The following is a 20,481-nucleotide window of genomic DNA, read 5'->3' as shown; positions in this document are numbered from 1 at the left end:
AACTCCTTTATTATCATGTGATTGTGTTGTTATCTCATTCTGATTCAATGTTTGAGAAATATTTGATGCTCTTTTGTATTAAAGTTTGTAGCAAGAATATTCCGAATTTTTTATGATTATGCTGAGCGAGTCAAGTGATTGACGCCTATACTGTCATTTTTTGCTCTGGCAAACCGGTTTTCTCCATCATGGTTAACTCATTAGCATGCTAATTGGTTAACATTTCTGGAGCGCCTTTTTTTGCTTAAGCAAGTGTACGGCCAACGCGCATTGATTGATGACTGCACAATTTCAAGGCCAGGAGAGCTAATCGCAATTTACCCATCAGGATGATGTTGATATCCCCTTACAACAACTCAATATCTGTATAAAAATAATTATAGATATCAAGGAGAAGCCGTAGTGAATAGCGTAATCGGTATCATTAAATTCGTTATCGGGCAAGTCTTCGTCATTTCTCTTGATGGCACACAGCGGTTATTAACGGCAGGTGACAAAATTTACCGTGGCGAAGAAATCGTCACGGGTGGCGACGGTTCCGTGTCTATCACGTTGCCGGATGGAAAAACCCTGGATGTTGGGAGAAACAGCCAGTGGAGTGACAACACCAGCGTGGTGCCGCAGGCTACCGCGCAAGACGCTCAGGATGTGGCAGCGTTACAGGATGCCATCGCACAAGGCGCCGACCCTACTCAAGTACTGGAAGCGCCAGCAGAGGGTAATACTGACATTGGTGAAGCGGGCGACGGTGGTGGCAGCCAGGCGGAGGTTGTGCTTGACCTGACGGGGCAGATTGTTGCTCCAACCTCAGGCTATGAAACCCAAGGGTTAGCATTTGCAGCCACATCTACCGACGATCTGACTGGCGCTGACGCCGCAAATCTCGCCGCCGCAGCCAGCAGCGAAACGACACCTGATACTACACCTCCTGCGTTGACCATTGTTATCAATCCTGATGGCTCGGTGACCTTCACGTTTACCAAGCCGCCAGTAGGTTTTGATGCCAGTGATGTGAGCGTGAGCAACGGTACGTTAACCAATCTGGTTCAGGACCCCTCTGATCCTACCCGCTGGACGGGCACGCTCACCCCAAATCCCAATTTCGAAGGGACGGTCACTGTCACCGTTCCTGATGGCTCATACAGCGATGAAAACGGCATTCCAGGTACGGGTGGGCAGGATTCCGTAATCGTTGACACGTTGCCGCCTGAGGCAAGTATTACGATCGATCTTATTGCCAATGACGATGTGGTTAACGCTGAAGAGGCCGGACAGAGTCATACCATTGGCGGAACGGTATCGGGTGACGTGAAGGCGGGTGATACCGTCACAGTGACGATTGGTAATGAACGTTATACCACCACAGTGGACGCGGACGGTAAAACGTGGCGTGTGGACGGCGTGCCAGGTAGCGTGTTGGCAAGTAACAGTGCTGTCAACGCCTCTGTGACCACCTCGGACGAGGCGGGTAACCAGACAACCGCCAATGCTACGCGTCCTTATGGTGTCGATACGACTGCGCCTGATGTTGCGATTACCCACTTTGCCGGCGATGACGGCTATATCAATACTGCCGAATCCAAAGCCACGCCGGTCAGCGGCACCAGCAGCGAGAAGACGGTCGATCTGACGTTCACCGACGTGAACGGCAAGGTGGTCACCGTGACCGGTGTGACCGTGGTCGATGGCAAGTGGAGCACCACCGCGGACCTGAGCAGTCTGGCCGAGGGCAAGGTGGACGTCAAAGCCACCGCCACTGACCCTGCCGGTAACCAGGCGCACGACACCGCCAGCTCTACGCTGGACGTCACTGGTCCAAGTGTCGATATCGAGCACTTTGCCGGTGACGACGGCTATATCAATACCGCGGAATCCAAAGCCACGCCGGTCAGCGGCACCAGCAGCGAGAAGACGGTCGATCTGACGTTCACCGACGTGAACGGCAAGGTGGTCACCGTGACCGGTGTGACGGTGGTCGACGGCAAGTGGAGCACCACGGCGGACCTGAGCAGTCTGGCCGAGGGCAAGGTAGACGTCAAAGCCACCGCCACTGACCCGGCGGACAATCAGGCGCACGACACCGCCAGCTCTACGCTGGACGTGACCGGGCCGAGTGTCGATATCGAGCACTTTGCCGGCGACGACGGCTATATCAATACCGCCGAATCCAAAGCCACGCCGGTCAGCGGCACCAGCAGTGAGAAGACGGTTGACCTGACGTTCACCGACGTGAACGGCAAGGTGGTCACGGTAAGCGGCGTGACCGTGGTCGATGGCAAGTGGAGCACCACCGCGGACCTGAGCAGTCTGGCCGAGGGCAAGGTGGAGGTCAAAGCCACTGCCACTGACCCGGCGGGCAATCAGGCGCACGACACCGCCAGCTCTACGCTGGACGTGACCGGGCCGAGTGTCGATATCGAGCACTTTGCCGGCGACGACGGCTATATCAATACCGCCGAATCCAAAGCCACGCCGGTCAGCGGCACCAGCAGCGAGAAGACGGTCGACCTGACGTTCACCGACGTAAATGGCAAGGTGGTCACGGTAACCGGCGTGACGGTGGTCGATGGCAAGTGGAGCACCACGGCGGACCTGAGCAGTCTGGCCGAGGGTAAGGTGGATGTGAAAGCCACTGCCACCGATCCGGCCGGTAACCAGGCGCACGATACGGCGTCCTCGACGCTGGACGTGACCGGGCCGAGTGTGGATATCGAGCACTTTGCCGGTGATGACGGCTATATCAATACCGCCGAGTCCAAGGCCACGCCAGTCAGCGGCACCAGCAGCGAGAAGACAGTAGACCTGACGTTCACCGACGTGAACGGCAAGGTGGTCACCGTGACCGGCGTGACGGTGGTCGATGGCAAGTGGAGCACCACCGCGGACCTGAGCAGCCTGGCCGAGGGCAAGGTGGACGTGAAAGCCACCGCCACTGACCCTGCCGGTAACCAGGCGCACGACACCGCTTCGTCGACGCTGGACGTGACCCGCCCGAGTGTGGATATCGAGCACTTTGCCGGTGATGACGGCTATATCAATACTGCCGAGTCCAAAGCCACCCCGATAAGCGGCACCAGCAGCGAGAAGACGGTCGATCTGACGTTCACCGACGTGAACGGCAAGGTGGTCACGGTAACCGGTGTGACCGTGGTCGACGGCAAGTGGAGCACCACGGCGGACCTGAGCGATCTGGCCGAGGGCAAGGTGGATGTGAAAGCCACCGCCACTGACCCGGCGGGCAATCAGGCGCACGATACGGCCAGTTCTACGCTGGACGTCACTGGTCCGAGTGTGGATATCGAGCACTTTGCCGGCGATGACGGCTATATCAATACCGCCGAGTCCAAGGCCACCCCGGTCAGCGGCACCAGCAGCGAGAAGACGGTCGATCTGACGTTCACCGATGTGAACGGCAAGGTGGTCACCGTGACCGGTGTGACGGTGGTCGACGGCAAATGGAGCACCACGGCGGACCTGAGCAGTCTGGCGGAAGGCAAGGTGGACGTGAAAGCCACCGCCACCGACCCGGCCGGTAACCAGGCGCACGACACCGCCAGCTCTACGCTGGACGTCACTGGTCCAAGTGTCGATATCGAGCACTTTGCCGGCGACGACGGCTACATCAATACCGCCGAGTCCAAAGCCACCCCGGTCAGCGGCACCAGCAGCGAGAAGACGGTCGACCTGACGTTCACCGACGTGAATGGCAAGGTGGTCACGGTAACCGGCGTGACCGTGGTCGATGGCAAGTGGAGCACCACGGCGGACCTGAGCAGTCTGGCCGAGGGTAAGGTGGATGTGAAAGCCACTGCCACCGATCCGGCCGGTAACCAGGCGCACGATACGGCGTCCTCGACGCTGGACGTGACCGGGCCGAGTGTGGATATCGAGCACTTTGCCGGTGATGACGGCTATATCAATACCGCCGAGTCCAAGGCCACGCCAGTCAGCGGCACCAGCAGCGAGAAGACAGTAGACCTGACGTTCACCGACGTGAACGGCAAGGTGGTCACGGTAACCGGTGTGACGGTGGTCGACGGCAAGTGGAGCACCACCGCGGACCTGAGCAGTCTGGCCGAGGGCAAGGTGGAGGTCAAAGCCACTGCCACTGACCCGGCGGGCAATCAGGCGCACGACACCGCCAGCTCTACGCTGGACGTGACCGGGCCGAGTGTCGATATCGAGCACTTTGCCGGCGACGACGGCTATATCAATACCGCCGAATCCAAAGCCACGCCGGTCAGCGGCACCAGCAGTGAGAAGACGGTTGACCTGACGTTCACCGACGTGAACGGCAAGGTGGTCACGGTAAGCGGCGTGACCGTGGTCGATGGCAAGTGGAGCAGCACCGCGGACCTGAGCAGTCTGGCCGAGGGCAAGGTGGATGTGAAAGCCACCGCCACCGATCCGGCCGGCAATCAGGCGCACGATACGGCCAGTTCTACGCTGGACGTGACCCGCCCGAGTGTGGATATCGAGCACTTTGCCGGTGATGATGGCTATATCAATACCGCGGAATCCAAAGCCACGCCGGTCAGCGGCACCAGCAGTGAGAAGACGGTCGACCTGACGTTCACCGACGTAAACGGCAAGGTGGTCACGGTAACTGGTGTGACGGTGGTCGATGGCAAGTGGAGCACCACGGCCGACCTGAGCAGTCTGGCCGAGGGCAAGGTGGACGTGAAAGCCACCGCCACTGACCCGGCCGGTAACCAGGCGCACGACACCGCCAGCTCTACGCTGGACGTTACCGGGCCGAGTGTCGATATCGAGCACTTTGCCGGCGATGACGGCTATATCAATACTGCCGAATCCAAAGCCACGCCGGTCAGCGGCACCAGCAGCGAGAAGACGGTAGACCTGACGTTCACCGACGTGAACGGCAAGGTGGTCACGGTAAGCGGCGTGACCGTGGTCGATGGCAAGTGGAGCACCACCGCGGACCTGAGCAGTCTGGCGGAAGGCAAGGTGGATGTGAAAGCCACCGCCACTGACCCGGCGGGTAACCAGGCGCACGATACGGCGTCCTCGACGCTGGACGTGACCGGGCCGACGGTAGATATCGAGCACTTTGCCGGCGACGACGGCTATATCAATGCTGCCGAATCCAAAGCCACCCCGGTCAGCGGGACCAGCAGCGAGAAGACGGTTGACCTGACGTTCACCGACGTGAACGGCAAGGTGGTCACCGTGACCGGTGTGACGGTGGTCGACGGCAAGTGGAGCACCACGGCGGACCTGAGCAGTCTGGCGGAAGGCAAGTTGGATGTGAAAGCCACTGCCACTGACCCGGCGGGCAACCAGGCACACGACACTGCGTTCTCGACGCTGGATGTCACCGCCCCTGAGATAGATATCACCGGATTTGCGGGTAACGACGGCTATATCAATCAGCAAGAGTTGGGTGGAACCTTTATTGAGGGGACGAGCAACGAGCGTTTCGTCAACCTCACCTTTACGGATAGCAATGGCAAATCCGTCACTGTCAGCAGTGTGCCGGTCTTTGATGGGAAATGGCATAAGACGGTGAATCTGGATTCGCTGGCAGAAGGCAAAATCACCGTGGTGGCGACGGCGACGGATGCCGCAGGCAACCAAGCCCAGGACAGCACCAGTGCCACGATGGACAAAACCCTACCCGAAATTGATATTACGAATTTTGCCGGCAATGATGGTTATATCAATGCTCATGAATTAGCCGGACAATTTATTCAGGGTACCAGCACGGAAGACCACGTAACACTGGTCTTCACAGACAGTAAGGGTAAAGAGGTCACGCTGACTAATGTGCCTGTTATTGATGGTAAATGGAGTACTTCAGCCGATCTGAGCACATTGGCAGAAGGTAAGATTAAGGTGATTGCAACGGCAACGGATCCAGCGGGTAATCAGGCCCACGATAACGATCAAGCCGTATTGGACACCAAACCGCCTGTCGCGCACGACGAAACGGTGACTGGACTGGAAGATACGCCAGTACACATCGGTTGGGACAGCTTGGGTGTTTCTGGCGATACGTCCAGCGTGGTGATTTCCTCGCTGCCACCGGCCAGCGCGGGTACGCTGTATTACAACGATAATGGCACCTGGAAACCTGTCACGGAAGGGCAGTCGTTTAATTCGACCAATACCGATTTGCGTTTTGATCCTGCGGCAAATGCTTCCGGCTCTCCTTACAGTATTGTGAATTACACGCCAGTGGATAAAGCCGGTAACGTTGGCGTAGAAACGTCGCTCAATATCGATATTACGCCAGTGGCAGATGCACCGACGGTGACGCTGGATATTACCAGTGGAAACAGTACGCCGAGCAGTGAAGTGATTCATATTAACGGTGGCAGTGCTAACGGTGGCTTTGATATTCAGGATGGGAAAATTGTTGCTGTCGGCAATGGGGTGCGCGTCTGGTTAACCGAGGGGGATCCGATCCCGACACTGGTGGGTACCGGCACCTATTCGTACTACACGCAGAGCAATACCAACGGCAGCGATGGCTACAGCGATATTTTTGTTGTTCACTCGAACAGCGGATATTTCTATCGTCAAAGCGATTGGCCGGCGGATAAGAAAGAACTCAGGTCCTTGGATTCTTTCGGCGGAAACCGTGAAACGAATGACGCTAGCGCGCATAAAGATTATGTATTTGTGATGAAAGAGGATGGTTATACCTATAATCCTTCTTACAACACCAATAATAATCAGCCAACGAGCGTTAATACCCTTGACGGCGTCAAACTTAGCTACACCGACAGCAATGGACAATCCCATTCGTTCACCAATCAGGTGAGTAACAATTTGGGTGGGGTGATTTACAGCGATGGCACCAGTATGGCGCCTGGCAGCAATGCGCCTACGGTAACCAAAGAAACCAATACGGGTACGCAGGAACATACGTTGGACGTCTCTGCCGCACTGACCGATCTCGACGGCAGTGAAACGCTGTCGGGCATTACCCTGACCGGTCTGCCGGAAGGCACCAAAGTGGTTGATCATATCAACAACGATGCGACCTATACCGTAGGCAAAGACGGTACTTACACCATTGCCAACACGCATAATCTCAGCACCCTCTCGGGAACGGTAACGATTTATGTTCCTGTTTCAGCTGGTAAATTTGAGGTGGTTGCTCAAGCGACATCAACAGAGACACTCAACCATGACAGCGCGACCGGTTATTCGACGGAAGGCGTTGAGCAATACGGTGCCGCCATTGGGACTACCGGTGATGACACCGTTCAGGGTACCAACAGTAATGATGTGATGATCGCGGATGTTTCCGGCCTGCAACTGGTAGAAGGCACCAACTATAACATCGCGTTTATGGTGGACATTTCGGGCAGTATGACCACTACCGATATCGCCAACACGGTTGCTTCTCTGAAAAACGTGTTTAACAGCCTGATTAGCAGTGCCAACGGTGCGCATTCAGGGAAAGTGAACGTGTTCCTGGCTGACTTTGACACGCAGGTTGGCCGTACGGTATCAGTGGATCTGAAAGATCCCACGGCGCTGACCCAGCTCACCAGCGTGCTGAACTCGATGGTCGGTGGTGATAAAGGTGGCGGTACCAACTATGAGGACGTGTTTAAAACCACGGCCAACTGGTTCCAAAGCGCGGCGGTGAAAAATAATGTCGGTACCAACCTGACTTACTTTATTACTGACGGTGAACCGACCTACTATCAGAGTAACGAAACAAACCAGGTACAAGTTGGTCGGACATCTGAAGTATTGAATATTGATAATATCAATTATCAGGTGGGTCAGTCCTATTCAATGAGTGTTTATGGAAAAACGCGTGAAATCATCAGTGCCAGTGGTGATGTTTATAAATATACCTCCAGCAGCTCCAATTCTCGCGAACTTGTTGGCCACGTACATGCGCAGGGCGATGGTACTTATGATATCTCTACCTTGGGTGGCTGGGGCAACAACGACGGTGACTACGGTTACTACAACCGCTACTACAGCCAGCAAAACGCAGACGCTGCCTTTAAGCTGTTGCAGTCGATATCGCACAACACCATTGAAGCGATTGGCGTGGGTAAATCGCTTGATGCCAGCAGCCTGACGCGTTACGACTCCGACGGTATTGTTCAAAGCCAGATCGATCCGACCAAGTTGAGTGAAGCGATCCTGGGCAGTAACAAACCGTTGCCCGGCGGTGATGATACGCTGAACGGGGGGATTGGTAATGACATCCTGTTTGGTGACGTGGTGCGCTTTGACGGCATCGAGGGGAACGGTTTGTCGGCACTGCAAACCTATATCGCACAGCAGATGAAGGTCTCCAGCGTCACGGTGCAAGATATGCATCATTACATTGCCGATCATCATCAGGCGTTTGATCTCTCTTCCAGCAACGACGGTGACGATAAACTGTACGGCGGAGCGGGCAATGACATCCTGTTTGGTCAGGGTGGCAATGATCTGCTTAACGGGGGTGAAGGAAACGACATCCTGTACGGTGGCAGTGGTAACGACATCTTGATTGGCGGTAAGGGCAATGACACGCTGATTGGTGGCTCAGGGGCAGATACCTTTATGTGGCAAAAAGGCGATACAGGCTTTGATGTCATTAAAGATTTCAACCCGGGTGAGGGTGACAAGATCAATCTGCACGATCTGATCGGCGATCTGGATAAAGGGGCCGATCTTAGCCGCTATATCCGTTTCACCGATCATAACGGTTCTCCTACCATTGAAGTCAGCACGCAGGGTGACTTCTCAGGCAACACTGGCGGAACAGTGAATGTGTCTATCACGCTTGAGCATTACAGTGGATCAATGCCTTCGCTGGAAAGTCTGGTCAGCAAGCCCGAACAGACGGTAAACTGAGTTGCATTACTTGCGCCCGGAGAAGGCAGTGGCCTTTTCCGGGTCGAGGTAGCCATACCGTACCGGAGAGAAGAGGTGGTGCATGTACTATATCCAGCGTGATAGCCAAGGGTTTTTAGTCAGAGTGGCCGATGTGCCCTTTGACGAGATGACCGGTAAACTGGCAAAAGATTCTCCGGAAGCGATTCTGTGGCGGAAAAATCAGGAAGTGATGCTCAATGGATTGCAGCAGCTGCGCCAAAGCGATTTGGAAATGGTGCGTGTACTTGAGGATTTAATTCAGGTGCTGACGCAGAAAGGCGTCATCAATATTACCGATTTTCCTGCTGCGGCACAGTTGAAACTGATCAACCGGGCCCATGCACGTGAAGCGCTTAACGGTGGGCTGAGTAAGCTGATAAATGACGAAGATGAGGCGATGTTTTAAATCCCAGTCGCTGCACTTCTTTCTCTCTGGTGCGTGCAGGTAAGCTTGTCTGCACGCACTATGTTTATCAGCACCCTTACACTATTTTAATAACAGCGTATTATCCGGCGCGGGGAACGGTTCTCCCAGCAAACGACCCATCGCCCCCTGTAGCCCCATGCCGCGCAGCGTATCCAGTTCACCCTCGGTTTCTACACGTTCAGCAATCAGCGGCAAATCAATGCTGTTGGCGGTGCGGTAAAGGGCTTCAATAAACACTTTTTTATCGTTTTCCCGATCGATATTGCGAATGTAGCTGCCATCAATTTTCAGGTAGGCAAGCCCCCATTGCGCCAGATTACCTATCAGGTTAAAACGTCCACCGAAGTGCTGTAGCCCCAGTTGGCAACCGTATTCGCTGAGCAATGCGATCAGTGCTTCAAGATGATGGGTTTCCGGTAACTGGTTTTCATCCAGCTCAAGGATCACACGATGTGCTCGCTCGGGATGGCCCTTAAGCGGTGCCAGCATTTGCGTCAGCAGGTTTAAATCCAGCACAGTACTGCCCGACAGACTCAGCGCCAGCGTGCCAGAGCTACGTGACAGATAATCCAATGTTTGCTTTACCATCACCTGATCTAACCGGGCATTCCAGCCAAAACGCTGGATCCAGGGGAGGAAAAATCCCGCAGCGATGCTGTTGCCCTGCTCATCGTTGATACGCGCCAGTACCTTATGATGAAGCACCTCACCGGGGGGCGCGCAGCGGCAAACCGGCTGGAAGAACAGTTGCAGGCGTTCCTCATTCAGCAGGGTATCCAGGCGATTAAACCACAGATGGCGATCGGCTTCCGCCGGCGAATGGGCCTCATTTTCCGCCAGCGGCGCGTGATGCAACGGGGAGCTTTCTGCCCGCGTGAGTGCGTGGTCACCTTGTATCAACAGTGATTTCAGACTATCGCCGTGCTTGAATGGCACCATGCCCAATGCGGCAACCGGTGAGCTGTCGATCTCGCCTGTTAGCGCGAGCGACTCCAGATTGTGTGAAAGTGCGACGACCAGGGTATGCGCTTCTTTTTCTGCCATGCCGGGGCACAGCAGGGCAAATTCGCCGCCGCGCAAACGGGCCAGTACGCTCTCCTGCTCGGCATAGAGCTTTTGCGCGGTACGCATCATTTTCGCCATGGTTTCAAGCAGTGAATCGGTGCGTTGACCGCCGAGCCGTTGGTTGAGGCCCGCAAGATCCTGTATGCGAATCATGATGAGGTAGCCCGGCGGTGTCTCTTCATTGCTGCTTTTGTCATTAAACTGCATCTCAAAGGCACGACGGTTAGGCAGACCGGTTTGCGGATCCTGATAGGCTTCTTGACGTAAGCGTTCACTTCGCTCGGCTTCTTCTTCAAACAGCGTCTTCAGCTTGCTGACCATCAGATTCATGGCCTGCGCCACGCGGCGGAATTCGGGGGTACTGGGCAAATCCGGCTGAGTGAGGTATTCGCGGCGGGTGATCGCCAGCGACTGTTTCACCATGTAATTCAAGGGACGCAACTGGCGGCGCAGTAGCAGCGCGCCAATCAGTAAGCCGAATGCGGCGCAGCCCAACAGCCATAGGGCGCCCGCGGAGGTGCTTTGCCACAGACGGGTAATGGCGAACATCGGATGGCTGACCACTTCCACTTTTGCTGCCTGCTCCCACCCGCGCATTACGATGGCCTCGCCATTGCCCGGCTTCAGATTAACCAGCCGTACAAACCAGGCTGGAACATTGGGAATTTCTGGCGAGGCGATGCGTTCCAGTGTGACGTCACCGGTTTTAATATCGCGCACGCGAATGCTGGAAAAATAGCCGCTATCAAAAATCGAACTGACCATTAATTCCACCATGGCCGGATCGTCGATATTGGGCGTTAGCGACAATCCCAATGCGGTGGCGGCATCCTGCGCGTGGGATTGCAATTGATTATTCGACTGCTCGCGTGAATTTTCCAGGCTGACAAAAAAACTGCCGCTAAAAATCACCAGCACGAATAAGCAGATGGCTATCAAAAGTTGTTTGTATAGAGACATAGCCTAATCCTACTCTTCAAGAGAAAAACCTTCGGCCCGCATTTTGGTCAATACATCTTGCCAACGCGAAAGCCGTTTACTGTCGCCGACCCGTTTATTGCTGCCACCACTGCCGGGCAGCCACAATCCCTCTGCGTTAAAGGAATAAACGGGAATGAGATCGGTACGCTGCGTCGCGGGTAATATTTTATCCGTTAGATTATCCAACACCAGCGGAATAGAGGTTGGGGTGGGATAATAAGCAACGATCATATGCGCCTGATTAAGGCGTAATGCTTTAACGTAAGTAATTCGCAACTTTTCATTCGGAATACCGAGCCGACGTAGCGTAAAATATTTTGCAATAGAATAATCTTCGCAGTCAGCCATTCCTTTGCGCAGTGCTTCGATGGGCGTTGCCCAATAATCTTCCTGCTGCCAGATGACACGATCGTCGCGAAATAGCAGCCGTTCATTAAAAAAAAGGTTTACCGATTCCAATAATTTTTTTTCATCGCTGCCGGGCAATGAGCCTAATAATGCCTGCCATTCATTAATACGCTTACGCGCTTGCGGTGTTGCCGGGCCGTAAAGTTGTTCCGTGCGCTGATTAATGGTGACGAAATCCCAATCCGCGCGCAGCGTTGCCGTCAGCAGTAACAGACTGCTGAACAGCACAAGCAGAACCCCATTATTACGCCATGTCGTTATCCAGCGGCCATTCGCCGGTGTTTCTCTTCACTATTGATTGAACCAGAGTAAGCCTCTCATCCTCATTGCGGTGTGCAGGCCTTATTGCGTGAAAATACGCCATGCGGCCCTGTTGGACACAAGGCAGACATGTACACCTTCCTGGCGTAAAGATAGAATAGGCTCTGAGGGCGAAAACGCTGTCGCTACAGACGAGTTGTCGTTCACTATTATGGCAGAATAACCTACTTTTATGGCAGCCAAAAGTAATTATACCCGTCACGCTGCATGTCGCAGCATTGTCACGTGAATCACTCCTTCACCGCCTTCCGGCAACGCGAATTTTTTAGGGTATAGTAGCAAGCTGGGTCAGCAGCGCACACCGTGTGTCAGGGAGAAAAAATGAATTTAGCCACCTTGGTATCAGAAACCCGTAATCCGGCAACGATGGAACTGGACAGTCAAACAACGCTTGCGATGGTGACGCTGTTCAATCAGGAAGACCGTAACGTGCCCGAGGCGATAAGTCTGGTGCTGCCGGAGATTGCGCGCGCGGTGGATATGGCGGCTGCCAGAATGAAAGCGGGTGGGCGATTGATCTATCTCGGGGCGGGCACCAGTGGGCGCTTAGGGGTACTTGATGCGTCTGAATGTCCACCGACCTTTGGTGTGCCTCACGGACTGGTTATCGGGTTGATAGCCGGTGGGCCCGGTGCACTGTTGAAGGCTGTCGAAGGGGCAGAGGACGATCCTTCTCTCGGCGAGGCCGATCTGGCTGCGCTGTCGCTCACGCCACAGGACACCATAGTGGGGCTGGCGGCGTCGGGCCGCACGCCTTATGTGATTGGCGCGTTGAATTATGCTCGTCGTCAAGGCTGTGGCACGGTCGCTATCTCTTGCAACCCCTCATCCCCGATTGCAGCGCTGGCAGAGGTGGCGATTTCACCCGTGGTGGGGCCGGAGGCGTTGACCGGTTCGACGCGTCTGAAATCAGGTACGGCACAAAAGCTGGTGCTTAACATGCTCTCCACGGGCGTGATGGTTAAGCTGGGGAAGGTGTACCAAAACCTGATGGTTGATGTAAAAGCCACCAATGAAAAACTGGTAGACCGGGCCTGTCGCATCGTGATGGAAGCCACCGGGGCCGCACGTGACGAGGCACAGAGAGCGTTACAAGCAACCAGCTATGCGGCCAAACCCGCTATACTGATGATCCTCAGCGGTATCAGCGCAGCAGAGGCCGAGCAGCGGTTGGAAACGCACCACGGTTATCTACGCGATGCGCTGTTATCTTAGCAAGACGGAAATAGGCACCGTGTGTGCCCATGCTTTCCCTTAACGTGGCGATTACCTTGGCAAGAGGAAAACAGTTTGGGTGAACAATCACCGACACGTATCGTGTTTTTTGATTTGGACGGCACGCTGCATCGCCAGGACATGTTTGGCTGTTTTTTGCGCTACCTGTTAACGCGCCTGCCGTTGAATTTACTGCTGGTGATTCCGGTGCTACCGGTGGCAGGGCTGGTATTGCTGGCACGCGGCAGGGCCGCGCGCTGGCCAATGAGCGCTCTGCTTTGGGCCATCACCTTTGGTCGCCGTGAGGCGCATTTACGGGCGCTGGAGCAGGCGTTTGTGGTCCGTTTTCGTCGTTGGGTGACGCCATTTCCTGTGGTGGTGCAGCGCTTGACGGAGTATCTCGCCGCTTCCGATGCACAGGTGTGGCTGGTAACCGGCTCGCCGCAGCGTTTGGTCGAGCAGGTTTACCATGACGCCGCGTTTTTCCCCGGCGTCAAACTGATGGGCAGCCAGATGGTTCGCGGTTATGGCGGCTGGGTATTGCCGCTGCGCTGTCTGGGTCGTGAGAAGGTGGTGCAGATGGAAAAACAGCTCGGTGCGCCACTGCAATTGCACAGCGGCTACAGCGACAGCAAGCAAGATAATCCTCTGCTGTTTTTTTGCGAACACCGCTGGCGCGTAACGCGTGCAGGCACGCTGCAACAGTTAGAGTAACGGTGTCGGGGAGGCAATAAGCACTCTGCTTTTTCTTCACACCCTGTATAATGCGCGCGACCAAAAAAGCGCGATGAATACCCGGGAGGCACCATGAATGACACCCTTGATGGCCATCGGCCTGATGAATATTGGATGCGTCATGCCCTGACACTGGCCCAACGGGCGCAGGAGGAGGGGGAGGTGCCCGTCGGTGCGGTGCTGGTTCTGGATAATCAGGTGATTGGTGAGGGCTGGAATCGCCCCATCGGCCATCACGATCCGACGGCACACGCCGAAATCATGGCGTTGCGTCAGGGGGGGAAAGTCTTGCAGAACTACCGCTTAATCAATGCGACGCTCTATGTGACGCTTGAGCCTTGTGTCATGTGCGCTGGCGCTATGGTGCACAGCCGTATCGGTCGACTGGTGTATGGCGCCAACGATGAAAAAACCGGGGCAGCAGGGTCGTTGGTCGACATCCTGCGGCATCCCGGCATGAATCATCAGATATCGATCACATCTGGCGTATTGGCTGCCGAATGTGCCCACACCCTCAGCGATTTTTTCCGTATTCGCCGCGCGCAGCATAAAGCGCGACGTGCTCAGGAAAAGACTAACGGCGCAGCCTGACAGCTTATTTTCCGAGTTTTTCTGGCGGTACGGCAGGGTAAGCGCTCGCTAACAGTTCCTGCTGCTGGGTTTTATTGGCTTTTTCGGTCAGATACCCTTCCAGGCTTAGCATGTAGCGGCGGATATTTTCAACGTAGTTATAGGCTTCGTGGCCGCGTGCATAGCCGTACGTCGTCTGGGCATAATAGCGTTTCTGGCTGAGCATCGGCAGACGGACCTTCACATCCGCCCAGCTATCGGGATTACCCTTTTGTTTTTCCGTCAGTTTGCGCGCATCCAGCAGATGGGCATAGCCCATATTGTAAGAGGCCAGTGCAAACCAAATCTTCTCATCCTCGGGGATGCTTTCCGGCATTTTTTCCATCATGTGCGCCAGATAGCGTGCGCCACCGCTAATGCTCTGTTCCGGATCGAGCCTGTCGGTCACATTAAGGCTCTCTGCGGTGTTACGCGTCAGCATCATCAACCCGCGCACGCCAGTCGGCGAGGTCGCCAACGGGTTCCAGTGCGATTCTTGATAAGAGATGGCTGCCAGCAATTTCCAGTCAATGTCGCTGGCATATTTGGCAAACAGGGGTTGTAAGTCGGGCAAGGTGTTGTCGATGGCGCTCAGGAAGGTGCGGGTATCGACATAATCAAATTCGCCCACATGACCGAGGTATTTCTCTTCCAGGCGCGCCAGCGTACCGTCTTCCACGGTTTGACTGAAAAAATCCAACAAAGCGGCGTATAGACTGTCGTCCTGGGTGCGGCGCATATACCAGGTGACCGGCTCTTCATCGCTCAGATCGAACGCCACGGAAAGCTGCGGGTGAATGCGCTGCATCAAACCGATGGTGACGGAATCCGCCAGCGTGTAATCCAGCGCCCCCTGTGCCACCTGTTTGAGCAAATCCTGTGTGCTGAGGTCCGAGGCGGCTTCCCAGCTTAACGCCGGATATTTATTACTTTTCAAATCGCGCAACGTGGCGATATGGGCTGAGCCCGATGTGACCGCTAACCGACCGCTCAGTTTTTCCAGGTTTTTAGGGCGCGTGGCACCCATACGGTAAACCAGTTGTTGCGAAACGGAATAATACGTTGGTCCCGCGCGAAAGCGATCCAATCGCTCATGGTTGTAAATCAGGCCGGCAGCAAGCAGATCGGCATTGTCGTTGTCTAAATCATCGAACAAGGCGTCAAGATTTGGACGTGCCGACACCACCAGCTTCACGCCAAGGTAATCGGCGAACCGTTTAGCCAGTTCATAATCAAGTCCTGAGGGGGTTCCGTTACTGACGGTATAGGTTAGCGGCGAATTGAGCGTGCTGATACGCAGCTCGCCCCGAGAAAGGATCTGATTGAGCTGGGTATCCTGGCCGCTGTGCCAGGGGATGTTGGGCCAGAGCGCCAACATCAGCAGTAACGTAATAACCCCGATGAAAAAATAATTTAATGTTAAACGCTTCAAATAGTTATCTCTCGGTGGCCGTGTGGCCTTTCTGTCTGTAACGGCAGTTTTTTTGTCTACACTCTCCCAGAGTGGGGGCATTTTGCTTAACAAACCGCCAGTGTGCAACAGTTATCCATCAGGTTAAAGTTTGACCATGACAAAAATAAGATGTGCAACAAACTCTGCGCAAACGGTTTCGTCGGGCGTCACAATTCTCTATAATGACGCGCGTTTCCCCCCCCCTTGGCTGCGCGACAAAGTAGCGCCCACTGACGTACTGAAACTCAGTACATCGAAGACGAGAGATTTTTTAGATGATGGAAATACTGCGTGGTTCACCTGCCCTATCGGCCTTCCGTGTAAATAAGTTGCTGACGCGTTGCAAAGAGCACTTTTTGCCAATTAGTGACATCTATGCGGAGTACGTTCACTTTGCCGCCGTGCGTGCACCACTGAACAGCGATGAGCAGGTCAAACTGACACGACTGTTAAAATATGGCCCCTCTCTCGCGGAGCATGAGCCTAGTGGGCGCTTACTGTTGGTCACACCGCGCCCTGGCACCATTTCTCCCTGGTCTTCCAAAGCTACCGATATTGCGCGCAACTGCGGACTGGATAAAGTCATTCGCCTGGAGCGCGGATTGGCCTTCTATATTCATGCACCGACGCTGAGCGATGAACAGTGGCAGCAATTGGGCGCTCTGCTGCATGACCGTATGATGGAAACCGTGTTCACGGAAATGGCGCAGGCAGAACAGCTGTTTGCCCAGCATCAGCCTGCTCCGTTAAAACGGGTAGACGCTCTGCTCGAGGGGCGTAAGGCGTTGGAACAGGCCAACGTGCGTCTGGGATTGGCGCTGGCGGAAGATGAAATCGACTACCTGTTGGATGCCTTTACCCGTTTGGGGCGCAACCCGACCGACATTGAACTCTATATGTTTGCCCAGGCTAACTCTGAGCACTGCCGCCATAAAATTTTTAACGCCGACTGGGTGATTGATGGTGAAACGCAGCCCAAGTCGCTGTTCAAAATGATCAAGAACACCTTTGAGCACACGCCGGAACACGTGTTGTCTGCGTATAAAGATAACGCGGCAGTGATGGAAGGTTCCGAGGCAGGACGTTTCTTTGCCGATCCGCAAGGGCATTATGACTACCATCAGGAACCGACACATATTCTGATGAAAGTAGAAACCCACAACCACCCGACGGCCATTTCTCCCTGGCCGGGTGCGGCGACCGGTTCCGGCGGTGAAATTCGCGATGAAGGGGCAACGGGGCGCGGTGCCAAACCCAAAGCGGGTCTGGTCGGGTTCTCGGTCTCCAACCTGCGTATTCCTCACTTCGAACAGCCGTGGGAAGAAGATTTCGGTAAGCCGGATCGTATCGTCAGCGCGTTGGACATCATGCTTGATGGCCCGTTGGGCGGTGCGGCCTTTAACAACGAATTCGGTCGCCCTGCGCTGACCGGTTACTTCCGCACTTATGAAGAGCAGGTTGACAGCCATAACGGCAGCGAACTGCGTGGTTATCACAAGCCAGTGATGCTGGCGGGCGGTATTGGTAACATCCGTGCCGATCACGTGAAAAAAGGTGAGATCACGGTAGGCGCCAAGCTGATTGTGCTGGGTGGTCCCTCCATGAACATCGGCCTGGGCGGCGGTGCAGCCTCCTCTATGGCCTCCGGCCAATCGGATGCCGATTTGGATTTCGCCTCTGTGCAGCGCGATAACCCGGAAATGGAACGCCGTTGTCAGGAAGTGATCGATCGCTGCTGGCAACTGGGTGAAGAGAACCCGATTCTGTTTATCCACGACGTGGGCGCGGGCGGTTTGTCTAACGCCATGCCGGAACTGGTGAGTGATGGTGGACGCGGTGGACGCTTTGAGCTGCGCGATATTCTCAACGATGAACCGGGTATGAGCCCGCTGGAAGTGTGGTGTAACGAATCGCAAGAGCGCTATGTGCTGGCGGTTGCGCCGGAAAAACTGGCGCTGTTTGATGCGCTGTGCCACCGTGAGCGCGCGCCTTATGCAGTCATTGGTGAAGCGACGGAAGAGCAACATTTAACCCTGAACGATCGCCACTTCAATAATCAGCCGATCGATCTGCCGCTCGACGTGCTGCTGGGCAAAACGCCGAAAATGCTGCGCGATGTTAAACGTCTGGCGAGCGTAGGCACCTTGCTGAACCGCGAGGGGATCTTCCTGGCCGAAGCAGTAGAGCGCGTGATGCACCTGCCGGTCGTGGCAGAGAAAACCTTCCTGATCACTATTGGTGACCGTTCTGTGACCGGTATGGTGGCACGCGATCAGATGGTCGGACCGTGGCAAATTCCGGTAGCAAACTGTGCTGTCACCACCGCAAGCCTCGACAGCTACCACGGTGAAGCGATGTCGATTGGCGAACGTGCGCCTGTGGCGTTGCGTAACTTTGGTGCCTCCGCCCGTCTGGCGGTGGGGGAAGCGTTAACCAACATTGCCGCGACCCAGATTGGCGCGTTAACGCGCGTGAAACTCTCCGCAAACTGGATGTCAGCAGCAGGGCACCCCGGTGAAGATGCTGGACTTTATGAAGCGGTAAAAGCCATCGGCGAAGAACTCTGCCCTGCGTTGGGGTTGACCATTCCGGTGGGTAAAGACTCTATGTCGATGAAAACCCGCTGGCAAGACGGCGATCAGGAGCGCAGCGTCACCTCTCCGCTTTCACTGGTGATCACCGCATTCGCCCGCGTGGAAGATGTGCGTAAAACCGTCACGCCGCAGTTGCGCGCCGATCGGGACAATGTGCTGCTGCTTATCGATCTGGGTGCCGGGCACCATACGCTGGGTGCGACAGCGCTGGCACAGGTCTACCGTCAGTTAGGCCGCCATACAGCCGATGTGCGCAACCCGCAACAGTTGGCTGGCTTCTTTAACGCTATCCAAACGCTGGTGGCGGATGATGCGTTGCTGGCCTATCACGACCGTTCTGACGGTGGTCTGGTAGTGACGCTGGCCGAAATGGCGTTTACCGGTCACTGTGGCATCGAGGTTGATATCGCGGCATTGGGTAACGATCCGCTGGCCTCACTGTTTACCGAAGAGCTGGGTGCAGTGATTCAAGTGTCCACCGATCGTCTGGCGCACGTTGAACAGGTACTGGCCGAGCACGGTTTGGCCGACATTGTTCACCGTTTGGGCCATGCCGCTCAGGGTAACCGCTTTGTTATCACGCATGGCAACGATGTGGTGTATCAGGAGAGTCGCACCACGCTGCGCACCTGGTGGGCGGAAACCACCTGGCAGATGCAGCGCCTGCGTGACAACCCGCACTGTGCCGATCAGGAACATGCTGCTAAACAGGATGAGAGCGATCCGGGCTTGAATGTCTCACTGACATTCGATCCTGCGCAGGATATTGCTGCACCTTTTATTGCCAAAGGGGTTCGTCCTAAAGTGGCGGTGTTGCGTGAACAGGGCGTGAACTCTCACGTTGAAATGGCAGCCGCGTTCCATCGTGCCGGTTTTGACGCCATCGATGTGCACATGAGTGATTTATTGGCAGGCCGTCGCAATCTGCAAGACATCCAGGCGCTGGTCGCTTGCGGTGGCTTCTCTTACGGCGATGTACTGGGCGCAGGCGAGGGTTGGGCGAAATCCATTCTGTTCAATCCGCGGGTGCGCGATGAATTTGCTGCCTTCTTCCAACGTCCGCAAACGCTGGCGCTCGGCGTGTGTAACGGTTGCCAGATGATGTCCAATCTGCGCGAACTGATCCCAGGTGCAGATCACTGGCCGCGCTTTGTGCGCAACCTGTCTGATCGCTTTGAAGCGCGCTTCAGTCTGGTTGAAGTCACTAAAAGCCCATCATTGTTTATGAATGACATGGTGGGATCTCGCATGCCAATCGCGGTTTCTCACGGTGAAGGGCACGTTGAAGTGCGTGATGCCGCCCATTTATCGGCGCTTGAACATGAGCATCTGGTCGCACTGCGCTTCGTGAACAACTTTGGGCAGGTAACCGAGAACTATCCGGCAAACCCGAACGGTTCTCCGAACGGGATCACGGCAGTCACCAGTGCCAGTGGCCGCGCTACAGTGATGATGCCACACCCGGAGCGTGTTTTCCGTACCGTGAGCAACTCCTGGCACCCGGAAACCTGGGGTGAAGACAGCCCATGGATGCGCATGTTCCGCAACGCGCGCCGCCAACTGGGTTAAGGGCTAGTCGGGTATTGACTATAAAAGGGGCGATGCGCCCCTTTTTTTATTGGGCGCGGAGCCGTTTTTTGCTGCAATATTGAGATTTGTCGCGATACAGCGACAATTGGCTTTATTGATGTCTCTGTTTGGAGATATATAATCATTTGATTTTATTGGTTAAATGTTATTTGTGATATAAGGCGTCTTTTTTTGACGACAGGTTTTAGCGATCGGCGGCGTACTATGATGTTAATAAAGGGGCC

The 20,481-nt window shown here is 55.1% G+C and carries 9 protein-coding genes; 6 read left to right on the top strand and 3 right to left on the bottom strand.

All coding sequences use genetic code 11. The annotated features are described in order from the left end of the window. Window positions 1-402: 402 nt before the first annotated feature. Complete coding sequence (locus K6K13_RS15470; RefSeq protein WP_222157792.1) at window positions 403-8,838, top strand: retention module-containing protein; 8,436 nt, start codon at window positions 403-405, stop codon at window positions 8,836-8,838. Window positions 8,839-8,920: 82 nt separating this feature from the next. Next, on the top strand, window positions 8,921-9,265 hold the full coding sequence (locus K6K13_RS15465; protein ID WP_222157791.1) for a tryptophan synthase subunit beta: 345 nt from the start codon (window positions 8,921-8,923) through the stop codon (window positions 9,263-9,265). An 81-nt stretch (window positions 9,266-9,346) separates the two neighbouring features. On the opposite strand, the gene lapD is transcribed toward K6K13_RS15465, so the two are convergent. Next, window positions 9,347-11,311, bottom strand: coding sequence for a cyclic di-GMP receptor LapD (lapD, locus tag K6K13_RS15460; protein WP_222157790.1), 1,965 nt, complete (start codon window positions 11,309-11,311; stop codon window positions 9,347-9,349). Window positions 11,312-11,320: 9 nt separating this feature from the next. Beyond that, complete coding sequence (gene lapG / locus K6K13_RS15455) at window positions 11,321-11,968, bottom strand: cysteine protease LapG (protein ID WP_252120318.1); 648 nt, start codon at window positions 11,966-11,968, stop codon at window positions 11,321-11,323. A gap of 414 nt (window positions 11,969-12,382) precedes the next feature. Here lapG and murQ point away from each other — a divergent pair, with 414 nt between their 5' ends. From murQ to tadA, 3 genes are all read left to right on the top strand, one after another. Next, window positions 12,383-13,276 (top strand): N-acetylmuramic acid 6-phosphate etherase, encoded by an 894-nt coding sequence (gene murQ, locus K6K13_RS15450; protein WP_222157789.1) that lies wholly within the window; start codon window positions 12,383-12,385, stop codon window positions 13,274-13,276. 75 nt (window positions 13,277-13,351) lie between these two features. Then, window positions 13,352-13,990, top strand: coding sequence for a phosphatidylglycerophosphatase C (gene yfhb, locus K6K13_RS15445; protein WP_222157788.1), 639 nt, complete (start codon window positions 13,352-13,354; stop codon window positions 13,988-13,990). Window positions 13,991-14,083: 93 nt separating this feature from the next. Then, window positions 14,084-14,602, top strand: a complete 519-nt coding sequence (gene tadA, locus K6K13_RS15440) for a tRNA adenosine(34) deaminase TadA (protein ID WP_222157787.1) — start codon at window positions 14,084-14,086, stop codon at window positions 14,600-14,602. Window positions 14,603-14,606: 4 nt separating this feature from the next. On the opposite strand, the gene mltF is transcribed toward tadA, so the two are convergent. Next, complete coding sequence (gene mltF, locus K6K13_RS15435) at window positions 14,607-16,133, bottom strand: membrane-bound lytic murein transglycosylase MltF (protein ID WP_222157786.1); 1,527 nt, start codon at window positions 16,131-16,133, stop codon at window positions 14,607-14,609. A gap of 218 nt (window positions 16,134-16,351) precedes the next feature. Between mltF and purL the strand changes: the two genes are divergently transcribed. Next, window positions 16,352-20,236 (top strand): phosphoribosylformylglycinamidine synthase, encoded by a 3,885-nt coding sequence (gene purL / locus K6K13_RS15430; protein ID WP_222161125.1) that lies wholly within the window; start codon window positions 16,352-16,354, stop codon window positions 20,234-20,236. The last annotated feature ends 245 nt before the right edge of the window (window positions 20,237-20,481 follow it).

The sequence above is a fragment of the Symbiopectobacterium purcellii genome, assembly GCF_019797845.1.
Lineage (GTDB): Bacteria > Pseudomonadota > Gammaproteobacteria > Enterobacterales > Enterobacteriaceae > Symbiopectobacterium > Symbiopectobacterium purcellii.
This window is presented reverse-complemented; position numbering and strand designations above follow the sequence as displayed.